The organism is Phaeobacter sp. JH20_34, from assembly GCF_048056095.1.
GTDB classification, from domain to species: Bacteria; Pseudomonadota; Alphaproteobacteria; order Rhodobacterales; family Rhodobacteraceae; genus Phaeobacter; species Phaeobacter bryozoorum.
In genome coordinates this window covers 148,721-172,316 of sequence record NZ_JAYMWT010000007.1, presented here as the reverse complement: position 1 = coordinate 172,316, position 23,596 = coordinate 148,721, and the positions used below count along the sequence as shown (strand labels likewise).

The following is a 23,596-nucleotide window of genomic DNA, read 5'->3' as shown; positions in this document are numbered from 1 at the left end:
GGATGAGCAAGTCCGGCGCTGTGTTTGATGACACGGTCGCCACGATCTGGTGGCGATCAGCCCATCATCAGGCTGGGATTTCCTTGCCTGCCCAGTCGAACACCCGCCCGCTGTCCTTGGCCGATAACCGGTCGATCACCTGGGCGAGGTAGGCCGCGGCCTGTTGTGGCTCGAACAGAGCGTCGTCGGGGACGTTCTTTGAAAAAGGTTCCGACAGCGGTGTTTTTACGGTGCCGGGATGCAGGCCGACACAGATCATCTCCTCGTTGCTGCGCGCGGTTTCGATGGCGTAGTTGCGGATCAGCATGTTCAGTGCCGCTTTGGAGGCGCGATAGGCGTGCCAGCCGCCGAGGCCATTGTCGCTGATCGAGCCGACCCGCGCCGACAGGGCGGCAAAGACCGCGCGCCCCTTGCGAGGCATGATCGGCAGCAGATGTTTGGCAATGATAGCGGGGGCAAAGGTGTTTATTTCAAACACCTTGCGGAACGCCAACGGGTCCTGCTGACGATAGGATTTCTCAGGCTTAAGCCCGGCCTCGTCGGAGAGGACCCCGGTTGCAACGACGACCAGATCCGGGGCGATACCCCTGCGGCGCAGATCATCGGCAAACCTGGCCAGCTGGTCCTCATCCGTGATATCGGCGCGGTAGCTGTCGACGCCGGCCTTCGGTGGCAATACGCCGCGCGCGACCGCCGTCAGGCTGGCGGGGTTTCGCGCCGCAAAATGGTCAACCAGCGCAGACCCGATGCCACCGGAGGCACCGATAATGACGATGTGGCGCGGCGAATGGGGGCTCATTTTCCCGCCCCCATCAGGCGCAGGAACAGTTTGCGGGGAAGATGTTTGCCGATGGTGAAGACCCAGGCGAAGGGGGCGGGGAAACTGGTGCTGAAGCGCCCGCTTCGCATCGCTTTCAGGCAGGCATCTGCGGCCTCATCCGGGGTCCGGATCATCGGCATCTTGAAATCGTTCTTGTCGGTCAGACGGGTTTTGATGAAACCCGGATTGATCACCTGAACCTTTATGGGGGTCTGGATCAGATCGGCCAGGAGGTTTTCGGCCATGTGTATAACGGCCGATTTCGACGCGCCATAGCCGGTCGCTCCGGGCAGGCCCGTGTGACCGGCGAGTGAGCCGATCAGCACGATATGCCCTTCGTTGGCAGCGACCATCTGCGGTATGACGCGGCCAACCACACGAATTGCGCCCATGAAGTTCACGTCGCAGATCAGCTCGACCTTCTCTGCGTCCCAGTCCTGCGCAGGCATCGGGTCATAGGCCCCGGCACAGTAAAGGAGGCCATCCACCTTGCCGATCTGCTCCACGGCCCGGCTGATGGCGTCGGGATCGGTCACATCCAGTGGCAGGGCAGTGGCATTGCTCAGCGTGCCCGCCAACTCCTGCAGGCGCTCTTCGCTGCGCGCTGACAGCACCAGCCGCGCGCCTGCGGCATCCAGCTTCTCAGCGATCGCACGCCCCAGCCCCTCGCTCGCGCCGACGATCCACCAGGTCTGTCCTGCAAACATCTCACTCTCCCTTCGGTCGCATGGTGGCGATCAGCTCGGCCACCTTGATGCCGAATTTGCGCATTTCGGAACGGTTCATGATCGTGCCGTTCTCCATCAGATACATCCAGTCGATGACATCCAGCACATGGCCACCGGCGCTTTCTGGCAGGCGGATGCGATAGGTCAGGCGCACGGCGGCTCCCATCTGCTGACCCTGTCCGGTGCCGATGATGTCATCTGCGGTGGCGGTGAAGCTGCCGTTTTCGCCCATGGTGAGGAACCATTTCCGCATCTGCGTGCCGCCGCTGGCGTAGGAGAAATTCTCGCTCAACGTGCCGGTGTCGCCCTCCCATTCGCCCGTCATCGTGGCGACAAACCGCGAGGAGACGCGCCCCAACGGGCCGTAAATCATACCTTCGGAGATCATCTCGCCGCTCAGATGTGTGCGAATGTCGAAGGCGGGACTGGTATTGGCATAGTGTTCGGGGTGCTGGCTGCGAAATCCCAGCCCAGGGCGAAGGAGCGCAAGCAGCAGCAACAGAATGATGGCAACAAGCAGGAGTTTCATGACGCGGTTACCTTTCCAGGGAGGCGGATCACCATCGCGATGGCGATAAGTTTGATGCAGCAGGGAATGATTGCGTAGGCCCATGTCAGCGTCTGCAGGGCGGCGGCGCTGTTTTCGCCACCGGGGGTGAAGCCGCTCATCTGCAGAAGCGGCAGCAGGAGCACAGCAGCGGCGGCAAGCGCGAGTTTGGCAGCAAAGGACCATAGCCCGAAGGCCTGCCCCGCCTGCAACCCGGCGCGCGCCAATGCGCGTGAAAACAGCACCGGCAGGATCACCATATCCGCGCCGAGCGCGGCCCCCGAACCAATGCAGATGGCGGCAAAGCCAAGGCTGGCGCCGGGCGGAAGAAAGGCTGCGGAGACAAAGGCAAGGATCGCCAGTGCCATCGCCGGAAACAACACCTCGCGCGCGCCGAACCGCTCTGCCGCGCGGGTCCATAGCGGCACCGATAGTCCCGCTGCGAGAAAGAACAGGACCAGAAAGGGGCCGGCCATATCGGCAAGCGCCAGCTTGTCCTCGACGAAGAACAGAAACAGTGTCGATGTCATGGCGACCGGCAGGCTGTTCACGAGGGCCAGCGCCAGCAGGCGAAGGCCACCCGCTGCACGCAGCGCGGTGATGGACAGCGGGTGTTCGGGGCGCGGTGCCGCTGTCCAGAGGCCGCGGGTCAGCCACCAGACCACACCGCAGAGTGCGGCCAGCATCCAGCCAAAAGCGGGGTAGCCGCCGTGGCCTGCGCCGACGGCAACCAGCGCGCCCGGCGCCAGGGCTGCCAGGATGATACCGGCCAATGTGCCGCCCTCGCGAAACCCGGCCAGACGGATCAGCGCCTCCGGGCTGCCTGCAAGCGCGGTGCTTTGCCCGTAGAACAAAACACTTCCGAGACTATAGGCTGTGAACAGAAGCACCAGGGCGATGACGAACCATGGCAGCACGCCCCCCGCCGCCGGGCGGTAGGTGTAGAGCAGGATGAACCCCACTGCCATGCCAAAGGCCGCCAGAGCTGCAAAGGTCGCGCGTTCCTGCGGCCAGCGGTCGGTGACCCAGCCCAGTAGGGGGTCCTGCACGAAATCCAGCACCCGTATCGCCGCCAGCACCGCTGCGAGGGTTGCCAGGCTCAGTCCCAGTTCCGCCGTCGCAAAGCGCGGCAGATGGATATAGAGCGGCAGACCGGCGGCGGCCAGCATCAGCGCAAATAGGGAGATACGGGTGGCTTGCATCAGTTGCCCCGCAGCTCGCTGGACAAACGCGCAGCGCGGCTGTTGGGCGACAGCCAGATATTCAGAAACCGCTTGCGGGCGTCTGCATGGCGCAGATCGCAGGTCTGTTTTCCGTTCAGATAGAGCGCCACCTGATCAGGCGCGCGGGTTGTTGCCACGAAGCTGTCGCCCGGTCTCACATCGCGAAAACAGCGATCCAGCTTGCCGACCAGCTGATCGTGATCGGCGCGCCTGCCTTCCAGCCGCAGCAGTTCCGCGACCGTGGCCTGCATCAGCTGGGATCTGCTGAAACCGCGCCGATAGCTGAGCTTGAGCGCCATCGGGTTCTGCCAGTCAAAGCGGGTCTGCCCTTCGGTGTAAAGGCTGGCATCATAGAGCGGCAGGCCAAACCAGCGGAAGGTGACCTCTCCCAGTTTGGTCGGGGAGCTGAGGCCGGTATTTGCCGTTGCAGCGCTGGCGAGACCCACTCCGAGACTGACGGCAAATGCGGCGATGGCGGAGCGTAGGCGGTTTTGGCGGATCTCAGGCATGGGCCAGCTCCACCTGAACCACGTCCGTCTGGCCGACCTCGAAGGAGGCGGCGCAGGTTTCCAGATAGTAGCGCCAGTTGCGCAGGAAGGCCTCGCCATAGCCCAGAGAGTGGATTTTGGGGGTCATCGCGACAAGGCGCGCCGCCCATTCCCGGCAGGTGCGCGCGTAATCCTGGCCAAAGGCGAAATTATCCGTAACCTTCAGACCAGCGGTGCGCGCCTGATGTGAGATCACCGCATCAGAGAGCAACATGCCGCCCGGAAAAGTATACTGGCGGATATAGTCCGAGGACTGCCGATAGATGTCGAAATAGCTGTCCTGAACGGTGATCGCCTGCACCACGGCGCGGCCGTCATCGGCCAGACGGTCTTTCAGCGTGGCGAAATAGCTGGGCCAATAGCGTTCGCCCACGGCCTCAACCATTTCGATGGAAACGATATTGTCGAATTTTCCCTCCGATTTGCGATAATCGCAAAGGCGGATATCGGCGCGCCCATCGAGCCTCGCGTCGGCATAACCAAACTGACTGGGGGAGATGGTCAGCCCGGTAACATGGCGCCCCTGTTCGGCGGCGCGGTCGGCAAATCCGCCCCAGCCGCAGCCAACCTCCAGGACGCGATCACCGGCGGTGAGGCGGCTCAGCACCCGGTCGTATTTGCGGGTCTGCGCACGCGAGAGGTCGTTGTCACCCGGCGCAAAGAGGGCCGAGGAATAGGTCATGCTTTCGTCCAGCCACAGCTGGTAGAATTCATTGCCGACGTCGTAATGGGCCTTGATGTTCCGCGCCGCGCCCTTGATCGAATTGGCGCGCAGCATCCGGTCCACGACCCGGAACTTCAGACTGGCCCAGAAACTCGGGTAGGCGTAATCGGTGAGATGATCGAGGTTGAGCAGCGCCACCTTGATGACGTCTTCGATGCTGGGCGTCTCCCAAAGTCCGGCGACATAGGCCTCGCCGAGGCCGATATCGCCGCGGGCGGCCATGGCGGTTATGGCGCTCCAGTCACGCAGATGGATTTCGGCGCGTGGTTCACCGGTGCCGAAATCATGGGTGTCGCCCTCTGGGGTCAGCAGGCGCAGACTGCCCTTGCGGATGCGCGCGCAGCTGTCGAGAAAGTCGTGTTTTACGCGTTTGGTAAGGAAAATCATCAGCTGACCTCATGTTCCGGTGGGGTAGGGCGGGGGCGATAGCTGGCGCCCTTGAGTTTCAATTTCAGCGCCTGCCAGTAAATCAGCGCGACCGTGCGCAGCGTGCCGGCCGGGCGGCGCAGGCTGGAGCATATGAGTGCGGCGTTGCTTAGCGGCTGGCGCGGGCCGGTCAGCGTGGCGACCACCCCTTCGCCATCGTTCTTGTGGTCGATCCGGATGGCGATCCGCCGGGGGCCGATGTCGAAGTTGAACCAGTAGTCCCCGGCAATGTCCTGAAATGGAGAGACGTGAAAGATCTTCTTGGCCTGAAGCTTGTCGGAGGGGGCGATCGCGGTGAAGCCGGGTTTGTGACAGACATAGCTGTGCCGTTCGCCAAAGGTATTGCTGACCTCGGCGATGACCGCATGTAGCGCCTTGCCGCGAAAGGCCAGCCAGAAGCTGACCGGGTTGAAAATATGGCCCAGATAGCTCGGTTGAGTGAGCAGCCGAATGGTGATCCCCTCCAGATCCAGCCCGGCGTCGGCGAACACGTTCTGCGCCCATGGCAGGCCGATCCCCTGTTTTGGTGCGCCACCATGGTTGCGATCATGGACCGCAGCCAGATTGAAGCGATTGCGCGAAAACAGCAGCGGGCCGCTCTCGGAGCGCGGGTCAATCAGCACATAGTCCACGCCGTAGCGAAAGCTGTTGGAGATGGCGCCATATCGGGCATGGGTGGTCTGTCCGGCGATATGCTCGGGCCACAGGGTCATCCGATCACCCGTTCCCGCGCGCTGATGCCACGTGCGACGCGCACCGCGCTGGCAAAACCGTCTTCGTGAAACCCATGCCGCAGATAGGCACCGGCAAACCAGGTGTTGTTATGCCCCTGGATATCGGCAATCCGGCTTTGTGCGCGCAGCGCGGCGGTGTCAAACACCGGATGGCGGAAAGTTTTTTGATCGTAGATCAGATCCGACCGCACATCCTTTACCGGGTTCAGCGAAACGAACAGAGGATCGTTTTCGTCGATATTCTGGAGCCGGTTCATCCAGTAGGTGACGCCGATGGCGGCCCGGTTGTCGCGGGTGTCAGCCTTGTAGACCCAGGACGACCAGCAGGCACGGCGGCGCGGCATCTGGTCGGTGTCGTGGTGCAGGATCATCTCGTTATCCTGATAGCGCATGACCCCCAGCGTTGCCTGCTCTGCCGCTGTCGGCTGCGCCAGCAAGCGCAGGCTGTCATCGGAATGGCAGGCCATCACCACCTGATCAAAGTTTTCGGAGGTGCCATCGGGGAGGTGGATGCGTACCCCCTCGGATGTCCGTTCGACGCTGCGCACCGGGGTGCCCGGACGCAATTGGCAGCCCATCTGGTCCAATCGGGCGGTCAGACGTCGGACATATTCGATGCTGCCGCCTTTGACCGTCCACCATTGATGCTGTCCAGAAGCGCTGAGCAATGCGTGATTGCGAAAGAAGCGGACCAGCGACTGCGCCGGAAAACCGCGAATTTCATCCGGCGGCGTCGACCAGATCGCGCCACAGATGGGCATCAGGTAATAGCGCTGGAACCAGTCGCCGAGCTTCAGATCATTGACCAGTTCGCCGATGGTGACGCTGTCACTCTTGGCGACCTCTTCGGCGTTGGCGTTAAAGCGCAGGATATCACGTACCATGCGGAAAAAGGCGGGCCGCGCGATGTTGCGACGCTGCCCGAGCAGCGCCCCAAGATCTCGCAGACCGTATTCGACGCGGCCATCCCCGATGCTGGCACCGAAACTCATGTCGCTTTTGACCACGGGCACATCCAGATCGCGGAACATCGACGTCAGATGCGGATAGTTCACGTAGTTGAAGACGATGAAGCCGGTATCCACGGGCTGGTCGCCATTACGACCGGCGACGACGGTCCGCGCGTGCCCACCCAGTCGCGGCGCGGCTTCATAAAGCGTGACGTTGTGGCTTTTTGCGAGCAGCCAGGCGGTGGCAAGCCCGGAGATGCCACCACCGACAACGGCGATACGCTGGCGAGCGGATGATAATGCGTCGAAGGACATGCTGTCTCCATCTGTGATTTCAACTTGTTACGGGCCGCTCGCCCGGGCGGATCAAAAAAGATGATGATTAAGATGACGGGCCTTTCCGGACGAATGGAAAAAACTGAAATTAATTGCGCTCAGAGTGATCCAGCACCGTGAAAGATGCGTAATCCGTACATGTTGACCATGCTGAGCCATCCAACTCTTGCAGCGCCTGCGCCGCCCGTTACGGTAGACCGTGACACAAGTGTAATGCGCGAAAGGAAAAAAGTGGAACGGGAAAGCCTGTCGGATCAGACAGTCTGGATGCTGGCCGTGCGCGACAACCGCTGCAAGGTGGCGTTTGGTCGTCTGTTCGACTATTTCGCGCCGCGTCTGAAGGGGGTGATCTGCCGATCCGGCATGCCACCCAGCCAGGCCGAAGAGGTCGTTCAGGAGGTGATGCTGACCGTATGGCGAAAGGCGGCCATGTTCGATCCTGAACGTGCTCAGGTCTCGGCGTGGATCTACCAGATCGCCCGCAACAGGCAGATCGACGTGATCCGCAAGGAACGGCGGCCAATACCGGAGGAGCTGAAGCTTCCCGAGGAAACACAAGAAGATGCAGCCCAGATTCTGGCGCTGGATCAGGAAACAACAAAGCTGCGCGCAGCCCTGGCCCGGTTGAAACCGGCACAGCGAGAGATGGTCGAAAAGGCCTATCTGGGCGAGCTGACCCATGCGGACATCCGGGAACAGACCGGATTGCCCCTGGGGACAATCAAATCCCGCATCCGCCTCGGACTTGAGCGGTTGCGTCATGAGTTGAAGGAACAAGGACTATCATGACCGGCGTACGCCATCATATCCCTGACCCGTTGCTGGTGGCCTATGCCTCCGGCAATTTGCCCTATGCCTACTCTCTGGTTATGGCGACCCATCTGTCGATGTGTGACGACTGCCGCGCCCGGTTGAATGCACATCAGGCGGTCGGCGGGTCGGTACTGGAAACCTGTGGAACCCGGGATGTCTCGGATGATCTGCGGGAGCGCGTGTTTGCCGAGTTGGATTCACCCTTTGAGGACGCACCGAAGTTCAACCGCTCCGGCATCTTTCCGGCGCCGGTGATGCAGGCGCTGGGTGGGCTGCCGCCAAAGTGGAAGTCGCTCGGCATGGGGGTGCGTCAGTCAATCCTCAGCCATGACGAGGAGGGCAGCGTGCGGCTGCTCTATATTCCTGCGGGACAGGCGGTCCCTGACCATGGCCACAACGGGCTGGAGCTGACGCTGGTTTTACAGGGCGCGTTTCGCGATGAAACCGGGCGCTTTGGTGTCGGGGATCTGGAAGTTGCGGACGATCACCTGGAACATACGCCGATTGCCGAGGACGGTGAGACCTGCATCTGCCTTGCCGCGACTGATGCTGCACTGCGGTTCCGGTCCTTTGTCCCGCGCCTGCTGCAACCGATTTTCCGCATCTAGCGGCACAAGGGCCTTCCCGCAAGGGGTGGGCAAGGCCTGAGAGTTCAACGCAAAAAGGGCTGCCAGTGGCAGCCCTTTCCTGTTCTGTCAGCGCATCTTCGGCGTGCTTAGCCGTTCATCACCTTGCCCATGTGGCGGCCGGTGTCGACCATCCGGTTGGAGAAGCCCCATTCGTTGTCATACCAGCTGACAACGCGGACCAGCCCCTCGGCGGTAACCGCGGTCTGTGGTGCCGCAAAACAGGAGGAATGCGGGTCGTGGTTGAAGTCGATGGAGACCAGCGGGTCCGTCTCATAGGACAGGATCCCTGCCAGATCGCCCGCCGCGGCAGCCTTCATCGCCTCGTTGATTGTCTCAACAGTGGCAGGTTTTTCAGGAATGAAGCTGAGATCAACCACCGAAACATTCGGGGTCGGCACGCGGATTGCTGAACCCTCCAGGCGGCCTTTCAGATGCGGCAGGACCTCCGAGATCGCGCGGGCTGCGCCTGTTGAGGTCGGGATCATCGACAGCGCCGCAGCACGGGCGCGGTAAAGATCCTTGTGGCTGGTGTCATGGGTCGGCTGATCACCGGTATAGGCATGGATCGTGGTCATATACCCGGTCTTAATGCCGAATGTATCGTCCAGAACCTTTGCCACCGGGGCCAGACAATTGGTGGTGCAGGAGGCGTTGGAGACAATGACGTCGTCCTTGGTCAGATCCTTGTGATTGACCCCGAACACCACGGTGCGATCGACCTCCTTGCCGGGGGCGGAGATCAGGACACGTTTGGAGCCGTTTTGCAGATGCTTGGCAGCAGTCTCGCGGCTGGTGAACAGGCCGGTGCATTCATAGGCGATATCAACGTCCTGCCAGGGCAGATCCTCGGGATTACGGATCGCCGTCAGGCGGATGCTGTGATTGCCGACAGTCATCGTATCGCCGTCGACGGTCACCTCGTTCCGCAGGCGGCCATGGACACTGTCGTATTTCAACAGATGCGCCAGGGTTTCCGCAGGCGACAGATCGTTGATCGCCACAACCGAGATATCGTCGGCGTTGCTCTCCAGCAAGGCGCGCAAAACGCCACGGCCAATTCGTCCAAATCCATTGATCGCAATTTTCAAGGTCATCTGTGCAACTCCGATGGTGATAGGGGTTCAGCCTTCGACGGGCGCGCCCGGTGGCCTGACAATTGCCGCATCGTTATCGCTAACAGTTGCAAAAATCAAGCCCGTTCGCCGGTCAGCGGATTGGCGCGTAATGCCGCTGCCCGAAGCATCAGTGTAGCACATCAGCGCAGGAGGGGATGCGTTTACACGGCAAGCCAGAAAGGGGGCCTGCGCAGGTGCCGCTGTGCGCGATCTGTCTGCGCCTCTCACGCCGCTGCTGCCGGTCCTGAACGACAGCCGATCCGGCGGGGCTGGAAGCCGCGGCTCTAGACCCTGCGCTGAGGAAACTGAAATGATACACGTTTTGGTAGCATATGGTAAACGATTTATCCCTATAATTGTTCCAACGGTGTCTCATCCGATTGGGGAAATCATGCCGCTCAGGCTTGCCATATTGCTGGTTGTTGCGCCGCTTTTCCTGCTGGCAGGGTATCTCGCTGCGAGCGCGCTTGTGGCGCAGCGCGCTCGCCACCTCCTTGCGGAATACGCCGCGCAGACCGCGCAGGAGGAAAGCGCGATCAGCGATATGATCCATGAGCTGCAGCGCGAGCGCGGGTATTCCGTCGGATATGTCTCCTCAGATGGGCGGGTTTTTCCAGATGCGTTGATACGTCAGCGCGGCCAGACTGATGCGGTGGTCGCCTCGGCACTTTCGCGCATCACCCTGATGGCCGACGATCATAGCCTGGCCTTTGATCGCGTTGTTCACGGGGTGGAACGGCTGGCGGAACTGCGCCAGCATGTCGATGGCTTCGGCTTTGATAGGCCGGTCATGGTTTCGGATGTCGCTGGGCCCTACACGGAACTCATCAGCACCATCATGGCTCTTACCCGACAAAGCGTCGGGCTGGACAGTTCCACCGAATACCAAGCGCTGCGACAGGCGCGTTTCCTGATCGGCGAAGCCAAGGAAAAGGCCGGACTTGAGCGGGCAACTGGCGCTGCGGTCATCGAAACGGGAAATTCTTCTGCGCTGCGGGAGCATTTTGCCGCCCTCGGCGGCGCGCAGATCATCCTGTTGACCGAAGCAGCGGTCGTCAAGGGAAGTGGAAGCTGGCTGCCATCGCTGCAAAGGACGGACCAATATCTCACCTTAAGCGACCTGCGTGATACCATCAGGTCAGCAAAAGCGGCCTCCGGGCCGGCGGCTCTCAACAGCGAGCGCTGGGTTGCGGCGTCGACGGAATGGATCGACTTTCTGCGCAGGGAAGAGACGAATGTCACCGCTGAAATCATCTCGCTGGCCAACCAGCTTGAAGCGGAAAGCACGACCGAGCTGGTGGGGCTCATTTGGCTCACCATCTTTGCAGGGATTGCGGGGACGCTGTTTGTTGTGCTGACGCTGAAATGATGCCCGCGTCTGGGCAGGCGTGGTTCTGGGGCGTCCCGGATGGCCGGTCATGCCCTTGGCGCCGTCCATGGCGCGCACGCGGGGTTTTGCTGGCCCATGGCGGGGAGGCAAATGTAGGGTTGGGCTGGGTCACGTCACCCCAGTTAAGAGGGTGATCCTGCTGGAAAAGAGGGCTGACCAGACTGGTTCTGCGCTGAACTTGCTGCGCGGGACCTGATGGTTGGTGCGAACTGGGGCAAACCGTCGAAGACTGATATCCCGCGCCAGCTGGCGCGGGTCGGTTACACCGGAATGATTGCATTGGAATAGGTTGAGTGATTGGTTGAGTGGCTGACAGTGATGTAGGGGCTGCGGTCCGCAGACTTGTGCGACAACCGTGGGGCGGGCAACCGGCTGCACGCGCAGAGCAGCGCTGTTGACCGGCGCGCAGGTTGGTTCAGAGTTGACCGGAAGACCACGCAGGCGTTGGGGCTGAGGGTGCAGCGGGCGATCCCGCTCTGCCATGCGGCCAATCTGTATGGTCGCAATCTAGAACGATTGCAGGTTTGAGCACAGGGCCCGACCCGTTTTCCAATCTTGCGCGTCTTTCGAATGCGCGCGTTCCAACATGGGATGTGTCGCGCAGATTTGAGCGTCTCTGGATCGGAAAATCTTCCCGATCACCGATGTCAGGCCGCAAGCTGTCGATCCGTGGTCAGAATTCGGACTGGAATGCGCGGCCTCCGAATGGACTGAGCCCGCATCCCGGAGACCATTCAGGTGCATCTGGTCCAGCGACAGCTTGGTATTGCCATATGCTTTGAGGGGCGGGGGCCACCACGGGGGCATCGGGGCTAGATATCGCCATGAAGAAACAGCGCCACCGCCAGAGTAGCTACGCCATTAGCGTTCAGTCGCGCCGGGGCATCGACCATACGAATGCTGCCATCGATGGCGCCGGGAATATCAGTCTTCTCCCGCCGTTGCGTTCATGGACCGTACAGACTGTAAGGGCCCGCCTTTTCGGCAAGCTGGCGCCAACAGCATTGATCCGCTGACCGGCGTCATCTCAGCTTGTTTTCAAGCGACACAATCTCGACATAGGCGCCCAGCATTTCAACGGCCGATTTGACGGCGTCATAGGCGTTTTCTTTCACGATATAGCCTGCGATTTTGTGCTCATAAGCGACCGCGATATCGGAAGGCGCATCGGAGGTTGTCAGAACAAAGATCACGGAATTTGCCAGTTCCTTGTCTTCCCGGACCTCTGACAGGAATTCCAGACCACCCATGCGCGGCATATTCAGATCAAGCAGGATGATATAGGGGCGCTCCAGCGCGGCAGCGTTCACACCGCGCAACAGGTCCAGCGCTTCCTGCCCGTCGCCCACGACCTCTACCGGGTTCACGAGACGCAGCTTTTTCAAGGCGCGTTTGATGGCCATGACAGCCACTTCATCGTCATCGACAATCAGGAATGTAACGGATTCTTTATTGGTCATGCGGCCAATCCTTGGGTGTCATTCAGCGGTTTCTTTGATTTGGAGTTGAGCGGGATCCGGACCGTGAACACGGTGCCGCGCGCCACCTCCGGATTGGAAACTACAGAAACGCTGCCACCCAGTGATCTGGCAAGTTTTTGCACAAGAGCCAGACCCAGGCCGGACCCTTCGACTTCATCACGGGATTTCAGCGTTTGAAACAGCACGAAAATCTGCTCCTGGTATTGTTTCGGGATGCCCGGACCGTCGTCGGCAACGGTTATTTCCACGTAGTTCGGGTAGAGTTCGCTGCTGATGCGGATGGTGCCCGATGATCTGTCGTGATGCTTGCTGGCATTGCTGACAAGATTGATCAGGATGGTTTTCAACGGTGTCAGATATGCACCGAAGGGACCGCAATCCTGCTCGACCTTGATTTCGAATTCCGGGTTGGAATTGAAGTAGAGCCGCAGCTCATCTGCAAAATGCGTCAGGCTGAATGCGCCGTGTTCGCCCTCGATCTGTCCTGCACGTGCATAATCCAGCAGCGCCGACAGATGGCTGGATAGTCTGTCCGTGCGATTGCGGATCAATCCGATATTCTTTTGCGCATCAGCCGGCATCTCATCGGCAAAGTCTTCTTCGGTCCATTCAATCAGATTTGAAATCGCCCGCAATGGCGCACGCAGGTCATGTGCGGCCACATAGGCAAATCTCTCCAGCTCCTCGTTCGAGCGCTTCAGCGCAGCGGCGGTGAGGCGTGATTTCTCGACAGCCTTTGCGATCTCCGAGATTTCGTCCGAGCCGCTGGTGTTGATCGGGTCGTCGAGCTCGCCGCGGGACATGCGCTGGATATGGCGGGTCAGGCGATGGATGCGCGAGATCATGCGAACCTCGATCATGAACCACAAGAGCGCCAGAGAAATCAACAGCATACACATGTTGAAAGCGACATCGACAAAGCGAATGCGTTCCACGATGCGCGTGGTTTCTGCCGCGCTTTGTCGAAACTCCATCGCCGCACGCTGCGTGTTCGACCTGCTCCAGGTGCCAATGCGGTTCAGGACGGCTTCAGCCTCTTTGTAAAGACGATCCTGTTGCGCTTCGCTGATCTGTAACTGCGACAATCCTTCGACGACGCCATCCGGGCCAAGCATTATCTTGCGATAGTCGACCAGCACACCGGCAATCTCGTGACGCGCATCGATGTTTTTGAGCCGGGCAAGGCGGGAGGCAAGAGTATTGATCTGGGCGACGAGGCGCTGACTTTCCGCGCTGTGTTTTTCGCCGGTATCAATGGAGAAATCCTTGGTCAGGATGGCAAGCGATGCAACGCTGCCAGAGATCTCCCCAAGGGTTTTGGCGGTGTCGATTGCCCAGGAATACGACTGGCTCGAACTCCCGGTGTCACGCTGTTGATTGCCGAACTCGATCTGCGCGACAATGATGGATTTCTCCAGGGCCAGGATCTTGGAGGCCGCCTGTGAGATAAGCACCTCCAGCCGGTCATACTGGGCGACGAGGTCTTGCCGACCTTTGACAACCTTTTGGAAGACATCGGCATCTGCAGGGGACGGACCGTTGGTGACTGTATCTGTCTGATCGCTGAAATTGTCGCGAAAGAGCTGTGCAAGCGTGTCGAGCCGCTGTCCGAGCGCCTTTAGCCCATCCGGTTCGTCGACGAGCCGGATCCTCGCCAATGTCACCTCCAGCCCATGTTGCAGGTCGCCAAGATCGGCGATCCTGTCCAGCAGGGGGATGGTGCGGTCCGACAGGTTTTCTGTCTTGCGCTCAATACGGCTAAGGTCGTTCCACTCCGCATACATCGCGACACAGATCGACGCGAGGCAGATGACGACACAGGATCTTAGGCGTGCGGTTAGCGACACTGCGGGTCCCTTTTGCTGTTTGCGAGACTCAACATAAGGTTGAGAGGTTTACCAGCCGTTAACTGGGCGACGATAGGTTTGACGACATATAGCCAACCGCGAGGATCCCCATGTTCACAAGACGCGCCTTTACCACGCATGCGCTGGCGTTGGGGGTGGGCGGTGGCCTGCTGCCTGCAGCCGGACGTGCTGCAACTGATCCCCAGTCTCCCAACCTGTTGCGTATTCTGACCCCTCATGGGGCAGAGGCGAATCTGGCCCCGGTTGCCAAGAGTTTCGAAGCGTTATGTGGCTGCCGGGCGGAATTGGTCGTTGTCGGTGTGGGAGAGATTAATGCGGTGTTGACGCTGGAGGCAATGCTCAATGACGTCGGTGTCGATGTGGCGCTGCCTGCAACGTTTGGAATCCCCGATCTTGTCGAGGCGGAGGCGATCCTGCCCCTGGACGGGCTGGCGCAGCAATATGCGCCGCAGGATCTGACCGACGCGATGATGTATACCAGCGGTGATGTTTTCGATGACCGGCTCTGGGGGTATCAAACCGACGGTGACGTGTTCTTAATGTTTTATAACAAAAGGTTTATGGAGAACCCTGAGTTAAGACAGAAATATGCGGATCAGACCGGGACAGATCTGACAACACCGGTGACGTGGGAAGAGCTGGACCGCCAGATGGCGTTCTTTCACGACCCGGATGCCGGACGCTATGGCGGCTGCCTGTTCCGCGCTGCCGACAAGGTGGCCTGGGAATGGTGGGCCCGGTTCCACGCCAAGGGGGCCTGGCCGTTTTCACCCACGATGGAGCCGCAGATTGCCGGTGCCCAGGGCGTCGCCGCATTGGAAGAGATGATCGCCTCGAGCGCCCATCTGGTTGGGGCCGACCTGGGCCTCTTTGCCAATTGGGCACGGTACCGCGAGGGTGACATCTACGCCAATATCGGTTGGGGGGGGACACAGAAAAGCCTCTATGCGCCGGACTCGGCGATGCGCGATAATCTGGTCAACGCCTCGCTGCCCGGTGGGCGCATCAATGGGGCGTTGGTGCCCATGTCGTATTTCAACTGGGGGTGGAGTTACGTCGTCGCCAAAAATTCTAGGCAGCCCGAGCTCGCATATCAGTTTTGCGTGAATGCCGTTTCGCAGAAAGTCGGCGCCGAGGCGATCGCGCAGACGGGTGGTTTTTTTGACCCTTTCCGGACCGATCAATATCAGGATCCCGCAATCGTCGATGCCTATGGCGCACAGTTCCTGAGGGTGCATGAACAGGCAATGCGCTCGTCTATGCCCGATCTCTATCTGGCGCGGCGGGGGGAGTATTTCGACGCCTTGTCCTATTGGCTTCAGCTTGCGCTGGCGGGTGACGCCACGCCGGAGGTCGCGCTCAACAATGTGGCCCAGTCCTGGCGTGCGACAACGGATCGTGCGGGTGCCACGTTGCAGGCGCGCCGCTGGATGGCCCTGCGTGACACCTATCCTGCCGAACTTCGAAAGGCGCTCCGCGATGAAACATGATACCCCCGACCAGGCGGCTGGCCAGACCACGCGCGATCAGGCGATGATGGAAGTGGTCTACAAAATCGTGCATGATCTGCGGGGGTCGGTGAGGGCGCTTGCCGAACTGCCGAACTGCCGAACTGGATTGGGGAGGATCTGGAGGACGCAGGCCTGACCCTGCCGGAAGCCCCGGCGCAATCCCTTGATCTGATGCGGCAGCACGCCGAAAAGCTCAACATGATGCTTGACCAGCTGTCGCGATATTCCAAGACCGGATACCGGGAGACGGAGAACGTGTCGGTTCAAGCTTGCCTTGATCGTGCGATTGCGGCGCTGAATCTGCCAGATGGCCTGCGGGTGCGGGCGCGGTTCGATCCGCCTGAGATTGACATGAACCCCGATGCCCTGATGTCGATGTTCCTGATCCTGCTGGGAAATGCGGCCGGTCATAACCCGGAGCCGGTGCGCATTGCCGTGGTTGGCCGCTGCCACGACGGCATGTGGGAGATGCTGGTGCGAGACGATGGTGTCGGAATTCCAGCAGGCAAGCTGGAACGGATTTTTGATCCGATGAGCAAATTCTCGATCGCCGACACCGGAGGGGCAGGCATGGGGTTGGCGATCCTGCGGCGCCTTGCCGATAGCTATGGCGGTCTTGTAGACGCGTTGCCGCCCCGGACCAATCGGCACGGGGCGACTATTCGGGTGCGTCTGAAGCAACCTCACCGTGGCTGAGCCGCGGTGAGGTGATCCACCTAGTGGCGAACTTCGTTGAAACTATTGCTGTAGTGTTCGATCTCGTCGAAGAACCGCCAGATGTTCAGGCAATGGGTTTCGATCTCATCCAGCGCCTCAGGGGAGGGGGTCAGGCCCTGATTGTGGCAGCCGCGAATAAAGGAGATCTGACGGTACATGCGCCGCAGTTTGGGTTGCAGCTCGCTGATGCAGCCTTCAGCCATGCCACGGATCACATTACGGGTTGCTTCCTGCACCTCGGCTTTCATGGCCGGGTTGGAGAAGGTTTCAGCGATGGAATTGTAGATCACACCATGAAGTTTTTCAGCCGTCAGATTGCCCTTGCCGATGTAGTCGACACAGCCGGCGCGGATCGAACTGACAACCGCTTCTGTATCTTCACGACCGGAGATCATGACCACCGGGACCTCCGCGGTCTCCAGTTGCTGTTTGACCACGGCGACGGCATCCAGCCCCGAGGCGTCGCGCAGCTGATGGTCAATCAGGCAGAGGTCGACGATATTCTCGTCCAGTGCTCTTTCAAAGTCCTTGATATCCGAACAGGTGATCACATTCACAGATCTGTCCGCTTGGGCAATCAGCCTTCGCATCCGTGTTCTGTCAAATTCACTGTCATCCAGCACCAGGACACATAGGTTGCCGGAGGGCAGTGTCGCGTGGTTGGTTTGTGTCGTAACCTCAGTACCATTCATGATAACGCCCTTTCCAAAGACTGGTCCGAGACTGTCATTTTGCCGCTAACAAATGATTAATATGCCCGCCTAGTGTCGTTAAGACTTTAACCAGACAGCTATGAGTTGAGCGCGCGCCTGCCCTGAATGCGGCCGATTCATGAGCTGTTAAGGGTGTTTTTGGTGGTTTCCTATGAGGAACAGGCTCAATGCCCACAAGATGTCGGGCAATCAACAGAAGATATTTTATCTATGAAATACTATTGGCCAACTGTCTGACCTCGTCTCAGGTTGGGCCGCCATCTCGCGGCCCATACCGATACTTGCGTGGTTATCGTGCCTGACAGGTGTCAGATCATCAGGCCGATGAGACCGGACAGGGTGGCGGGGACAAACAGGAACCCCTGGGGAATATCCTTGTAGCGCTGGCCGTTCAGAACCGGCAAGGCCAGCCCCCAGAGGGCATATGAGGCGGCCAGAGCGGTGGCGATGATCGCGGCGACGACTGGCCCGTTCAGCAGCGCAGGCCATAAAAAGAGCGCAGCCACCGCAGCGAGGTTAATGCTCACCAGGTGCCAACAGTAGTAGTTTACATATCGTACCTCGGCAGACAGCTCGCGCGCGTTCAGCAGGGGGCGTGCAACGCTCTTACCGCCGGCGAAGATGTGCAACAGCGTGTTCGCGACCATCAGGCCGCCGGCTGCCAGTAACCACATGTTCATGGGCGTCAATGCTCCTAATTGGGTTTGCATGAATGGATACAGCTATGCACCGGCCCCCATGAATGGCCCATAAGACAGATTGCCATCGCGACAATTCGCGTGGTCCAATCGTTTGCCGCGGCTCACTGCATGATGCGTGTCAGCTCGCTCCATTGCGTGTGGGTTACCGCGTCTTTTCCGGCGATCATCCAATAGGTAGCATGGTGTTTCAGCCGGTTCCGATCAAGGCGAACCAGCCGCCCCTCGGCCAGGGGCACGCGGCACAGGGGAAGCGACCCTAGCAGAACGCCGGCCCCGGCCTGTGCCGCGCCAAGTGCCGACAGGAATGTGTCAAAACGCAGATGCGGTACTGGCGTTGTCCCGCCGCCGTGGCGGGCAACCCAATCGGGCCAGCCCGGGCGTGGACCGGAACAGGCAATGCGGGGCCAGTCGGTCCAGTCCTGCGCAGCCTTGATCAGAGCGGGCGCCGCCATCGGCGCGATTTCCTCGGAATAGAGCGGCAGCTTATAGGGGTGGGGCCAGTCCCCGGCGCCGTAGCGAATGCGCAGCACATCATCCTCGGGCGCGTCATGGGAGCCCAGCACCATGGTCTGGATCGCAAGCTGACCACCCGAAATCTCGCTCAGGGCTGCCAGCCTTGGCGTGAGCCACAGATCAATGACCGACTGGCTGGCGGAGATCGTCAGCTGGCGCCGCCCGGTGCCGAACAGCGCCTCTGAGCTGTCGCGCATCGTGTCCAGCGCCGACTGGATATGGGGCAGCCAGGCCTCGCCCTCTACAGTCAGGGAAATGGCACGAGGGTGACGGTGGAACAGCGCCACCCCCAGCCGTTTCTCCAGCTGGGCGATGCGCTGCGAGATGGCGGATTGGGTGATCCCAGTTTCGTCTGCGGCTGCGGTAAAGCTGCCGCAGCGCGCCGCCGCTTCAAAGGCGCGGATCCATTCCAGCGGGGGCAGGGTTGAGCGCTGTTTTTGCATTAGCTGACCTTGGCCTAAGTGCAGAAATTCCTAATTTGAGGTTATCCAGGACCGGTGGCAACATACAGGCAAAAGTCATCTTCCGCATTGCGGACCCTTTCTTGAGGACATCATGCCGTCAGTTACCGTTGCCCCAGCGGGCGATTATCTCACCTTGTCTCTCGGGACGTCTGAACTGCGGTTCCACGCGATCTGGCTGCGCGACAATGCGGGCGATCCCGAGACCCGCGCGACGGCCAATGGTCAGCGTCTGATCGCCCTGCGCGATATTCCGGCCGACACGGCAATTGCGGAGGCGACGCTTGATGGCGGCCACCTCCGGGTGCGGTTCGTCCCGGAAGAGAAGACCGTGGATTACGATCTGTCCTGGCTTGGGGATCATGCCTATGACCGGGCGCGTCAGGACGCGCGCGGCTGGCTCGCGGAGGGGGTCGAGCCCTGGGACGCGGGGTTGATGGCGGCCGTGCCCACCGGGGATTTTGCCGCGCTGCAAGCCGGTGGTGCGGCGTTGGGCGATTGGCTTGGCGCGGTGACACGCTACGGGTTTGGCAAAATCGTCAACGGTCCGGTTGAGGACGGTGCACTGTTCCGGGTTGTGGATCTTTTTGGTCATGTCCGGGAGACCAACTATGGGCGTCACTTTGAGGTCCGTACCGAGGTGAATCCGACCAATCTGGCCTTTACCGGGCTTGGCTTGCAGGCCCATACCGACAACCCCTATCGCGATCCCGTGCCGACGATCCAGGTGCTCTACTGTCTCGAAAGCTCGGCTGCCGGCGGCGAGAACATGGTGGTTGACGGCTTTGCCGCGGCGCTGCGGCTCAAGGCCGAAAACGAAGCCTATTTCAACGTTCTGGCCGAGCATTGCGCGCGCTTTGAATATGCTGGCGAAGCAGCGGTCTGCCTGACCTCGCGCCGTCCGATGATCGAGCTGGCGCCGGATGGCGAGCTGATTGCTGTGCGTTTCAACAATCGCTCCCTTGCGGCGGTTCAGGATGTCCCCTTCGACAAAATGGCGCTCTATTATGCGGCCTATCGCCGGTTCGGCGAGATTATCGACGACACGGCAATGGAGGTGACCTTTCGCCTGAACCCCGGTGAGGCATTTGTGGTCGACAACACCCGTGTCCTTCATGCGCGCAAGGGCTATTCCGGCGAAGGAACGCGGTGGTTACAGGGCTGCTATGCCGACAAGGACGGGCTACGCTCTGCCTATGAGGCCCGGCGGCGTCAGGCCCTGGGGGAGGCGGCGGAATGACCAGCCGCAAACCGCAGCCAGCGCCGCATCGCCCGCCTGAGACACTCGACCGCGACACAATCGTTGCGTTCCTCGGCTCCATCTTCGATCGCCGCGGCGGTGAGGAATATCTGGGCGAGCCGGTGACCATGGGAGAGCATATGCTGCAGGGTGCCACAATCGCCGAAGAGAATGGCCAGCCGGAGGAAATCATCGTCGGCGCCCTCCTGCATGATATCGGTCATTTCACATCGGAGTTTGGCACCTATCACCCCGATGATACCGAAGACCGCCACCATGAGGACGCCGGGGCCGAGGTGCTGGAGCGCTTCTTTCCCAGCGTGATCACCGATTGCTGTCGCTACCACGTTGCTGCGAAACGCTATCTCTGTGCGACCAAGCCCGAGTATTTTAAACGCCTTTCGCCTGCCTCGGTCCATACGCTGGAGCTGCAGGGGGGACCGATGACCGCGCAGGAAGTGGTGGAGTTCGAGGCCAATCCGAACCTCAAGGAGATCATCGCGGTGCGCTATCTGGACGAAGCGGGTAAGCGTGAGGGGATGAAGACGCCCGATTTCTGGCACTTTGCCCCGATGGTGCAGCGCATGGTCGATCGACACTGCGGCGCGGCGAAATAGGGACAGACCCGGATCATTGCGAATAGAAATGCGGCCCCTCTCAAGCCAGAGAGGGGCCGCAATCACGACACCTGAGCCAGACGTCAGACAGCTCGGTCCGGGCTCAGTATTCTGTGGCCCTCAACCGGAGATCACATCGCGTCCTTGAACAGCTGCGTAAGATTGGCTTCATCCAGAACGACAGGGTTGCCGCCGCAGGAGGGGTCGATCAGGGCGCCTCGGACCAGCTCGGGGATGGCGTCTTCGGTGACGCCGAGGTCCGCGAGGCCACGTGGGATACCGAGACTGTCGTTCAGTTCCTGCACATAGGCGCAGAAACCGTCAAAGCCGCAGTCGATGCCCAGATAGGCAGCTGCGGTGTTGAACCGCTCGCGAATTTCCGGCGCGTTGAAGGCCAGAACCGCAGGCATGCAGACCGCATTGGTGGTGCCGTGGTGGGTGTTGAACACTGCGCCGATCGGATGGCTCATGGCGTGGATCGCGCCGAGGCCTTTCTGGAAGGCGGTGGCCCCCATGGCCGCAGCCGACATCATCTGCGCGCGCGCCTCAATGTCGGTGCCATCGGCATAGGCGCGCGGCAGGTAATCCTTTACCAGGCGCATGCCTTCCAGCGCGATACCCTGCGACATTGGGTGGTAATGCGGGCTGGAGAACGCCTCGACGCAATGGGCAAAGGCATCCAGCCCGGTGCCTGCGGTGATGAACTTCGGCATGCCCACGGTCAGCTCGGGATCACAGATCACCACGGTCGGCAGCACCTTGGGGTGGAAGATGATCTTTTTCTGATGGGTCACACTGTCGGTGATCACAGAGGCGCGGCCGACCTCGGAGCCGGTGCCTGCGGTGGTCGGCACGGCGATGATTGGCGCGATTGCATTGGCATCGGCGCGGGTCCACCAGTCGCCGATGTCTTCAAAATCCCAAACCGGTCGGGTCTGGCCGCACATGAAGGCGACCATCTTGCCCAGATCGAGGCCAGAGCCGCCGCCAAAAGCGATAACCCCGTCATGGCCGCCCGCCTTGTAGGCGGCAACACCGGCTTCGAGGTTCTTCTCGTTCGGGTTCGGGTCAACCTCGCAGAACATCGCCCGGCCAAGGCCCGCGGCCTCCAGGATGTCGAGGGTGGCTTGGGTGACAGGCAGTTCGGCCAGGCCTTTGTCGGTGACCAGCAGAGGTTTCTTCATGCCGACAGCAGCGCAGGCGTCCGCCAGTTCCTTGATCCGGCCTGCGCCGAATTTGATTGCGGTCGGGTAAGACCAGTTTCCAACAAGAGTCATAGGTGTGTTCCTGTGATGAAGCCGGGGAGGGGGCGCTGCCCCCGCTTGCCCTGCGGCAAGCCCCCCGGAGTATTTTTGGAAAGATGACGGGGCTCAGCCCGTGACTTTTTTCAGGTGATAGGATTTCGGGCGGGTGAGGTTATGGAAGCCGATGATCGACAGCCCCCCACCGCGGCCGGTGTTCTTGCAGCCGGTCCAGCACAGGCCTGGATCCAGATAATCGGCGCGGTTCATAAACACGGTGCCGGTTTCGATCTGATCGCCAACACGCGCGGCGCGCTCGACATCACGGGTCCATAGCGACGCGGTGAGGCCAAATTCGCTGTCATTCATCAGCGCAATCGCCTCTTCGTCAGAGGTGACTTTCATGATGCCCACGACAGGGCCAAAGCTCTCGTCGCGCATCACCCGCATGTCATGTGTCACATTTGTCAGGATCTGCGGTGTGAGATAGGCACCGCCGTCATCCTCGGCGAAGGGCGCGATATGGGCGACAGCACCCGCCGCTACCGCCTCGGCGATCTGGTCGCGCACCTCCTGTGCAAAGCGCACATTGGCCATCGGGCCAATGGTGGTTTCTGCCTCCAGCGGATTGCCCAGCTTGTAGCCTTTCACGATGGCCACTGCCTTCTCGACAAAGGCGTCGTAAAGGCTCTCATGGACATAGATCCGCTCGATGCCGCAGCAGCACTGGCCTGCGTTGAACATGGCGCCGTCAATCAGCGTGTCCACCGCCGCATCAAGATCGGCGTCTTCCATCACATAACCCGGATCCTTGCCGCCCAGCTCGGTGCCGACGCCGGTAAAGGTGCCGGCCGCTGCGCGCTCCATCGCCTGGCCGCCACCGACGGAGCCTGTGAAGTTCACGAAGTCAAAGGCCTTTGAGGCAATTAGCGAGGATGTGGTGTCATGGTCGAGGAATACATTCTGGAACACATCTGCCGGAACGCCCGCCGACTGGAAGGCCTGCGCCATGCGCTCGCCCACCAGAAGCGTCTGGGTGGCATGTTTCAGCACCACGGTATTGCCCGCAATCAGCGCAGGCGCCACGGTGTTGATTGCGGTCATATAGGGGTAGTTCCAGGGCGCGACCACCAACACAACCCCATGGGGCACGCGCTTGATGTAGCGTTTGAAGGTGGCGTCCTCGCCAACCTCGATATCCGCAAGCGACTCTGCTGCAATCGCGGCCATGTGGCTGGCACGTTCGTTGAAGCCGCCAAACTCGCCGCCATAGCGCACCGGGCGCCCCATCATGTGGGCCAGCTCCGGCACGATCTCGTCATTCATGGCCCCCACGGCGGCGACGCCGGCCATCACCAGGTCAATCCGCTCCTGCAGGGGGCGGGCGGCCCAGGCCGCCTGGGCCACACGTGCTGCCTTGGCACGCTCTGCTGCGGCCTCTGGTGACAGCGTCTCGCGCTCGGCATAGACTGATCCGTCGATCGGTGAGATACATTTCAGGGTCTGGCCCATGGTCTTCCTCATGTGGTTTGACGGGGGCCACGCCCCCA

24 protein-coding genes are annotated in these 23,596 nt (G+C 60.7%); 8 read left to right on the top strand and 16 right to left on the bottom strand.

The annotated features are described in order from the left end of the window. Window positions 1-67 precede the first annotated feature (67 nt). From VWZ81_RS08580 to VWZ81_RS08545, 8 genes are read right to left on the bottom strand one after another with little or no spacing between them, the layout of a single operon-like run. A complete protein-coding gene (locus VWZ81_RS08580; RefSeq protein WP_416542958.1) occupies window positions 68-799 on the bottom strand; it encodes an SDR family NAD(P)-dependent oxidoreductase in 732 nt (243 codons plus the stop codon). Continuing rightward, window positions 796-1,527, bottom strand: a complete 732-nt coding sequence (locus VWZ81_RS08575) for an SDR family NAD(P)-dependent oxidoreductase (RefSeq protein WP_416542957.1) — start codon at window positions 1,525-1,527, stop codon at window positions 796-798. Before VWZ81_RS08575 ends, VWZ81_RS08580 begins: the two co-directional genes overlap by 4 nt. Window position 1,528: 1 nt before the next feature. Then, window positions 1,529-2,077 (bottom strand): DUF3833 domain-containing protein, encoded by a 549-nt coding sequence (locus VWZ81_RS08570; RefSeq protein WP_416536623.1) that lies wholly within the window; start codon window positions 2,075-2,077, stop codon window positions 1,529-1,531. Further along, entirely contained in the window at window positions 2,074-3,297 is a 1,224-nt protein-coding gene (locus VWZ81_RS08565) for an MFS transporter (protein WP_416539997.1), read from the bottom strand. The genes VWZ81_RS08570 and VWZ81_RS08565 overlap by 4 nt, the downstream gene beginning before the upstream one ends. Continuing rightward, window positions 3,297-3,827, bottom strand: coding sequence for a chalcone isomerase family protein (locus VWZ81_RS08560; protein ID WP_416539996.1), 531 nt, complete (start codon window positions 3,825-3,827; stop codon window positions 3,297-3,299). The genes VWZ81_RS08565 and VWZ81_RS08560 overlap by 1 nt, the downstream gene beginning before the upstream one ends. Then, window positions 3,820-4,977: a class I SAM-dependent methyltransferase gene (locus VWZ81_RS08555; RefSeq protein ID WP_416542956.1), complete on the bottom strand. Its 1,158-nt coding sequence runs from the start codon at window positions 4,975-4,977 to the stop codon at window positions 3,820-3,822. The genes VWZ81_RS08560 and VWZ81_RS08555 overlap by 8 nt, the downstream gene beginning before the upstream one ends. After that, the gene (locus VWZ81_RS08550) at window positions 4,977-5,729 is read right to left on the bottom strand and encodes a DUF1365 domain-containing protein (RefSeq protein ID WP_416542955.1); all 753 of its coding nucleotides are present in this window, start codon (window positions 5,727-5,729) and stop codon (window positions 4,977-4,979) included. Before VWZ81_RS08550 ends, VWZ81_RS08555 begins: the two co-directional genes overlap by 1 nt. Next, window positions 5,726-7,015, bottom strand: a complete 1,290-nt coding sequence (locus VWZ81_RS08545) for an NAD(P)/FAD-dependent oxidoreductase (RefSeq protein ID WP_416542954.1) — start codon at window positions 7,013-7,015, stop codon at window positions 5,726-5,728. The genes VWZ81_RS08550 and VWZ81_RS08545 overlap by 4 nt, the downstream gene beginning before the upstream one ends. 159 nt (window positions 7,016-7,174) lie before the next feature. On the opposite strand from VWZ81_RS08545, the gene VWZ81_RS08540 reads away from it, so the two are divergent. After that, on the top strand, window positions 7,175-7,825 hold the full coding sequence (locus VWZ81_RS08540) for a sigma-70 family RNA polymerase sigma factor (RefSeq protein ID WP_340547532.1): 651 nt from the start codon (window positions 7,175-7,177) through the stop codon (window positions 7,823-7,825). Further along, a complete protein-coding gene (locus VWZ81_RS08535; RefSeq protein WP_416542953.1) occupies window positions 7,822-8,457 on the top strand; it encodes a ChrR family anti-sigma-E factor in 636 nt (211 codons plus the stop codon). Before VWZ81_RS08540 ends, VWZ81_RS08535 begins: the two co-directional genes overlap by 4 nt. 107 nt (window positions 8,458-8,564) lie before the next feature. On the opposite strand, the gene gap is transcribed toward VWZ81_RS08535, so the two are convergent. Then, entirely contained in the window at window positions 8,565-9,572 is a 1,008-nt protein-coding gene (gene gap, locus VWZ81_RS08530; RefSeq protein ID WP_340547398.1) for a type I glyceraldehyde-3-phosphate dehydrogenase, read from the bottom strand. 412 nt (window positions 9,573-9,984) lie between these two features. Here gap and VWZ81_RS08525 point away from each other — a divergent pair, with 412 nt between their 5' ends. Further along, window positions 9,985-10,962 carry a nitrate- and nitrite sensing domain-containing protein gene (locus tag VWZ81_RS08525; RefSeq protein ID WP_416542952.1) on the top strand — a complete coding sequence of 326 codons (978 nt, stop codon included), beginning with the start codon at window positions 9,985-9,987 and terminating at the stop codon, window positions 10,960-10,962. A 1,043-nt stretch (window positions 10,963-12,005) separates the two neighbouring features. On the opposite strand, the gene VWZ81_RS08520 is transcribed toward VWZ81_RS08525, so the two are convergent. After that, on the bottom strand, window positions 12,006-12,443 hold the full coding sequence (locus VWZ81_RS08520) for a response regulator (protein ID WP_416536630.1): 438 nt from the start codon (window positions 12,441-12,443) through the stop codon (window positions 12,006-12,008). Continuing rightward, complete coding sequence (locus tag VWZ81_RS08515; protein ID WP_416542951.1) at window positions 12,440-14,311, bottom strand: sensor histidine kinase; 1,872 nt, start codon at window positions 14,309-14,311, stop codon at window positions 12,440-12,442. The genes VWZ81_RS08520 and VWZ81_RS08515 overlap by 4 nt, the downstream gene beginning before the upstream one ends. Before the next feature lie 110 nt (window positions 14,312-14,421). On the opposite strand from VWZ81_RS08515, the gene VWZ81_RS08510 reads away from it, so the two are divergent. From VWZ81_RS08510 to VWZ81_RS08500, 3 genes are all read left to right on the top strand, one after another. Next, on the top strand, window positions 14,422-15,822 hold the full coding sequence (locus VWZ81_RS08510) for a sugar ABC transporter substrate-binding protein (protein ID WP_416542950.1): 1,401 nt from the start codon (window positions 14,422-14,424) through the stop codon (window positions 15,820-15,822). Further along, window positions 15,812-15,979: a hypothetical protein gene (locus VWZ81_RS08505; RefSeq protein ID WP_416542949.1), complete on the top strand. Its 168-nt coding sequence runs from the start codon at window positions 15,812-15,814 to the stop codon at window positions 15,977-15,979. Before VWZ81_RS08510 ends, VWZ81_RS08505 begins: the two co-directional genes overlap by 11 nt. A 62-nt stretch (window positions 15,980-16,041) precedes the next feature. Beyond that, window positions 16,042-16,539: a sensor histidine kinase gene (locus tag VWZ81_RS08500; protein WP_416542948.1), complete on the top strand. Its 498-nt coding sequence runs from the start codon at window positions 16,042-16,044 to the stop codon at window positions 16,537-16,539. Between the two features lie 20 nt (window positions 16,540-16,559). On the opposite strand, the gene VWZ81_RS08495 is transcribed toward VWZ81_RS08500, so the two are convergent. From VWZ81_RS08495 to VWZ81_RS08485, 3 genes are all read right to left on the bottom strand, one after another. Further along, window positions 16,560-17,252 carry a response regulator gene (locus VWZ81_RS08495; RefSeq protein ID WP_416536634.1) on the bottom strand — a complete coding sequence of 231 codons (693 nt, stop codon included), beginning with the start codon at window positions 17,250-17,252 and terminating at the stop codon, window positions 16,560-16,562. A 329-nt stretch (window positions 17,253-17,581) separates the two neighbouring features. Beyond that, window positions 17,582-17,953, bottom strand: coding sequence for a hypothetical protein (locus tag VWZ81_RS08490; RefSeq protein WP_416542947.1), 372 nt, complete (start codon window positions 17,951-17,953; stop codon window positions 17,582-17,584). 122 nt (window positions 17,954-18,075) lie between these two features. Further along, window positions 18,076-18,930, bottom strand: a complete 855-nt coding sequence (locus VWZ81_RS08485) for a LysR family transcriptional regulator (RefSeq protein WP_416542946.1) — start codon at window positions 18,928-18,930, stop codon at window positions 18,076-18,078. A gap of 112 nt (window positions 18,931-19,042) precedes the next feature. Here VWZ81_RS08485 and VWZ81_RS08480 point away from each other — a divergent pair, with 112 nt between their 5' ends. Together VWZ81_RS08480 and VWZ81_RS08475 are read left to right on the top strand one after the other, a co-directional pair. Then, window positions 19,043-20,188: a TauD/TfdA family dioxygenase gene (locus VWZ81_RS08480; protein ID WP_416539984.1), complete on the top strand. Its 1,146-nt coding sequence runs from the start codon at window positions 19,043-19,045 to the stop codon at window positions 20,186-20,188. Next, window positions 20,185-20,805 carry an HD domain-containing protein gene (locus tag VWZ81_RS08475; protein WP_416536638.1) on the top strand — a complete coding sequence of 207 codons (621 nt, stop codon included), beginning with the start codon at window positions 20,185-20,187 and terminating at the stop codon, window positions 20,803-20,805. Before VWZ81_RS08480 ends, VWZ81_RS08475 begins: the two co-directional genes overlap by 4 nt. A 131-nt stretch (window positions 20,806-20,936) precedes the next feature. Here the strand turns inward: VWZ81_RS08475 and VWZ81_RS08470 are convergent, their stop codons facing one another. Together VWZ81_RS08470 and VWZ81_RS08465 are read right to left on the bottom strand one after the other, a co-directional pair. Beyond that, window positions 20,937-22,082: an iron-containing alcohol dehydrogenase gene (locus VWZ81_RS08470; protein WP_416542945.1), complete on the bottom strand. Its 1,146-nt coding sequence runs from the start codon at window positions 22,080-22,082 to the stop codon at window positions 20,937-20,939. A gap of 93 nt (window positions 22,083-22,175) precedes the next feature. Continuing rightward, window positions 22,176-23,558, bottom strand: a complete 1,383-nt coding sequence (locus tag VWZ81_RS08465; RefSeq protein WP_416542944.1) for an aldehyde dehydrogenase family protein — start codon at window positions 23,556-23,558, stop codon at window positions 22,176-22,178. Between the last annotated feature and the right edge of the window lie 38 nt (window positions 23,559-23,596).

Coding starts and splice junctions, on each gene's coding strand:
- VWZ81_RS08540 (WP_340547532.1), top strand. CDS start 7,175: ATGTTGACCATGCTGAGCCATCCAACTCTTGCAGCGCCTGCGCCGCCC.
- VWZ81_RS08470 (WP_416542945.1), bottom strand. CDS start 22,082: ATGACTCTTGTTGGAAACTGGTCTTACCCGACCGCAATCAAATTCGGC.
- VWZ81_RS08505 (WP_416542949.1), top strand. CDS start 15,812: ATGAAACATGATACCCCCGACCAGGCGGCTGGCCAGACCACGCGCGAT.
- VWZ81_RS08520 (WP_416536630.1), bottom strand. CDS start 12,443: ATGACCAATAAAGAATCCGTTACATTCCTGATTGTCGATGACGATGAA.
- VWZ81_RS08485 (WP_416542946.1), bottom strand. CDS start 18,930: ATGCAAAAACAGCGCTCAACCCTGCCCCCGCTGGAATGGATCCGCGCC.
- VWZ81_RS08560 (WP_416539996.1), bottom strand. CDS start 3,827: ATGCCTGAGATCCGCCAAAACCGCCTACGCTCCGCCATCGCCGCATTT.
- VWZ81_RS08575 (WP_416542957.1), bottom strand. CDS start 1,527: ATGTTTGCAGGACAGACCTGGTGGATCGTCGGCGCGAGCGAGGGGCTG.
- VWZ81_RS08550 (WP_416542955.1), bottom strand. CDS start 5,729: ATGACCCTGTGGCCCGAGCATATCGCCGGACAGACCACCCATGCCCGA.
- VWZ81_RS08580 (WP_416542958.1), bottom strand. CDS start 799: ATGAGCCCCCATTCGCCGCGCCACATCGTCATTATCGGTGCCTCCGGT.
- VWZ81_RS08500 (WP_416542948.1), top strand. CDS start 16,042: ATGATGCTTGACCAGCTGTCGCGATATTCCAAGACCGGATACCGGGAG.
- VWZ81_RS08465 (WP_416542944.1), bottom strand. CDS start 23,558: ATGGGCCAGACCCTGAAATGTATCTCACCGATCGACGGATCAGTCTAT.
- VWZ81_RS08490 (WP_416542947.1), bottom strand. CDS start 17,953: ATGAACATGTGGTTACTGGCAGCCGGCGGCCTGATGGTCGCGAACACG.
- VWZ81_RS08475 (WP_416536638.1), top strand. CDS start 20,185: ATGACCAGCCGCAAACCGCAGCCAGCGCCGCATCGCCCGCCTGAGACA.
- VWZ81_RS08525 (WP_416542952.1), top strand. CDS start 9,985: ATGCCGCTCAGGCTTGCCATATTGCTGGTTGTTGCGCCGCTTTTCCTG.
- VWZ81_RS08510 (WP_416542950.1), top strand. CDS start 14,422: ATGTTCACAAGACGCGCCTTTACCACGCATGCGCTGGCGTTGGGGGTG.
- VWZ81_RS08480 (WP_416539984.1), top strand. CDS start 19,043: ATGCCGTCAGTTACCGTTGCCCCAGCGGGCGATTATCTCACCTTGTCT.
- VWZ81_RS08570 (WP_416536623.1), bottom strand. CDS start 2,077: ATGAAACTCCTGCTTGTTGCCATCATTCTGTTGCTGCTGCTTGCGCTC.
- VWZ81_RS08545 (WP_416542954.1), bottom strand. CDS start 7,015: ATGTCCTTCGACGCATTATCATCCGCTCGCCAGCGTATCGCCGTTGTC.
- VWZ81_RS08565 (WP_416539997.1), bottom strand. CDS start 3,297: ATGCAAGCCACCCGTATCTCCCTATTTGCGCTGATGCTGGCCGCCGCC.
- VWZ81_RS08555 (WP_416542956.1), bottom strand. CDS start 4,977: ATGATTTTCCTTACCAAACGCGTAAAACACGACTTTCTCGACAGCTGC.
- gap (WP_340547398.1), bottom strand. CDS start 9,572: ATGACCTTGAAAATTGCGATCAATGGATTTGGACGAATTGGCCGTGGC.
- VWZ81_RS08535 (WP_416542953.1), top strand. CDS start 7,822: ATGACCGGCGTACGCCATCATATCCCTGACCCGTTGCTGGTGGCCTAT.
- VWZ81_RS08495 (WP_416536634.1), bottom strand. CDS start 17,252: ATGAATGGTACTGAGGTTACGACACAAACCAACCACGCGACACTGCCC.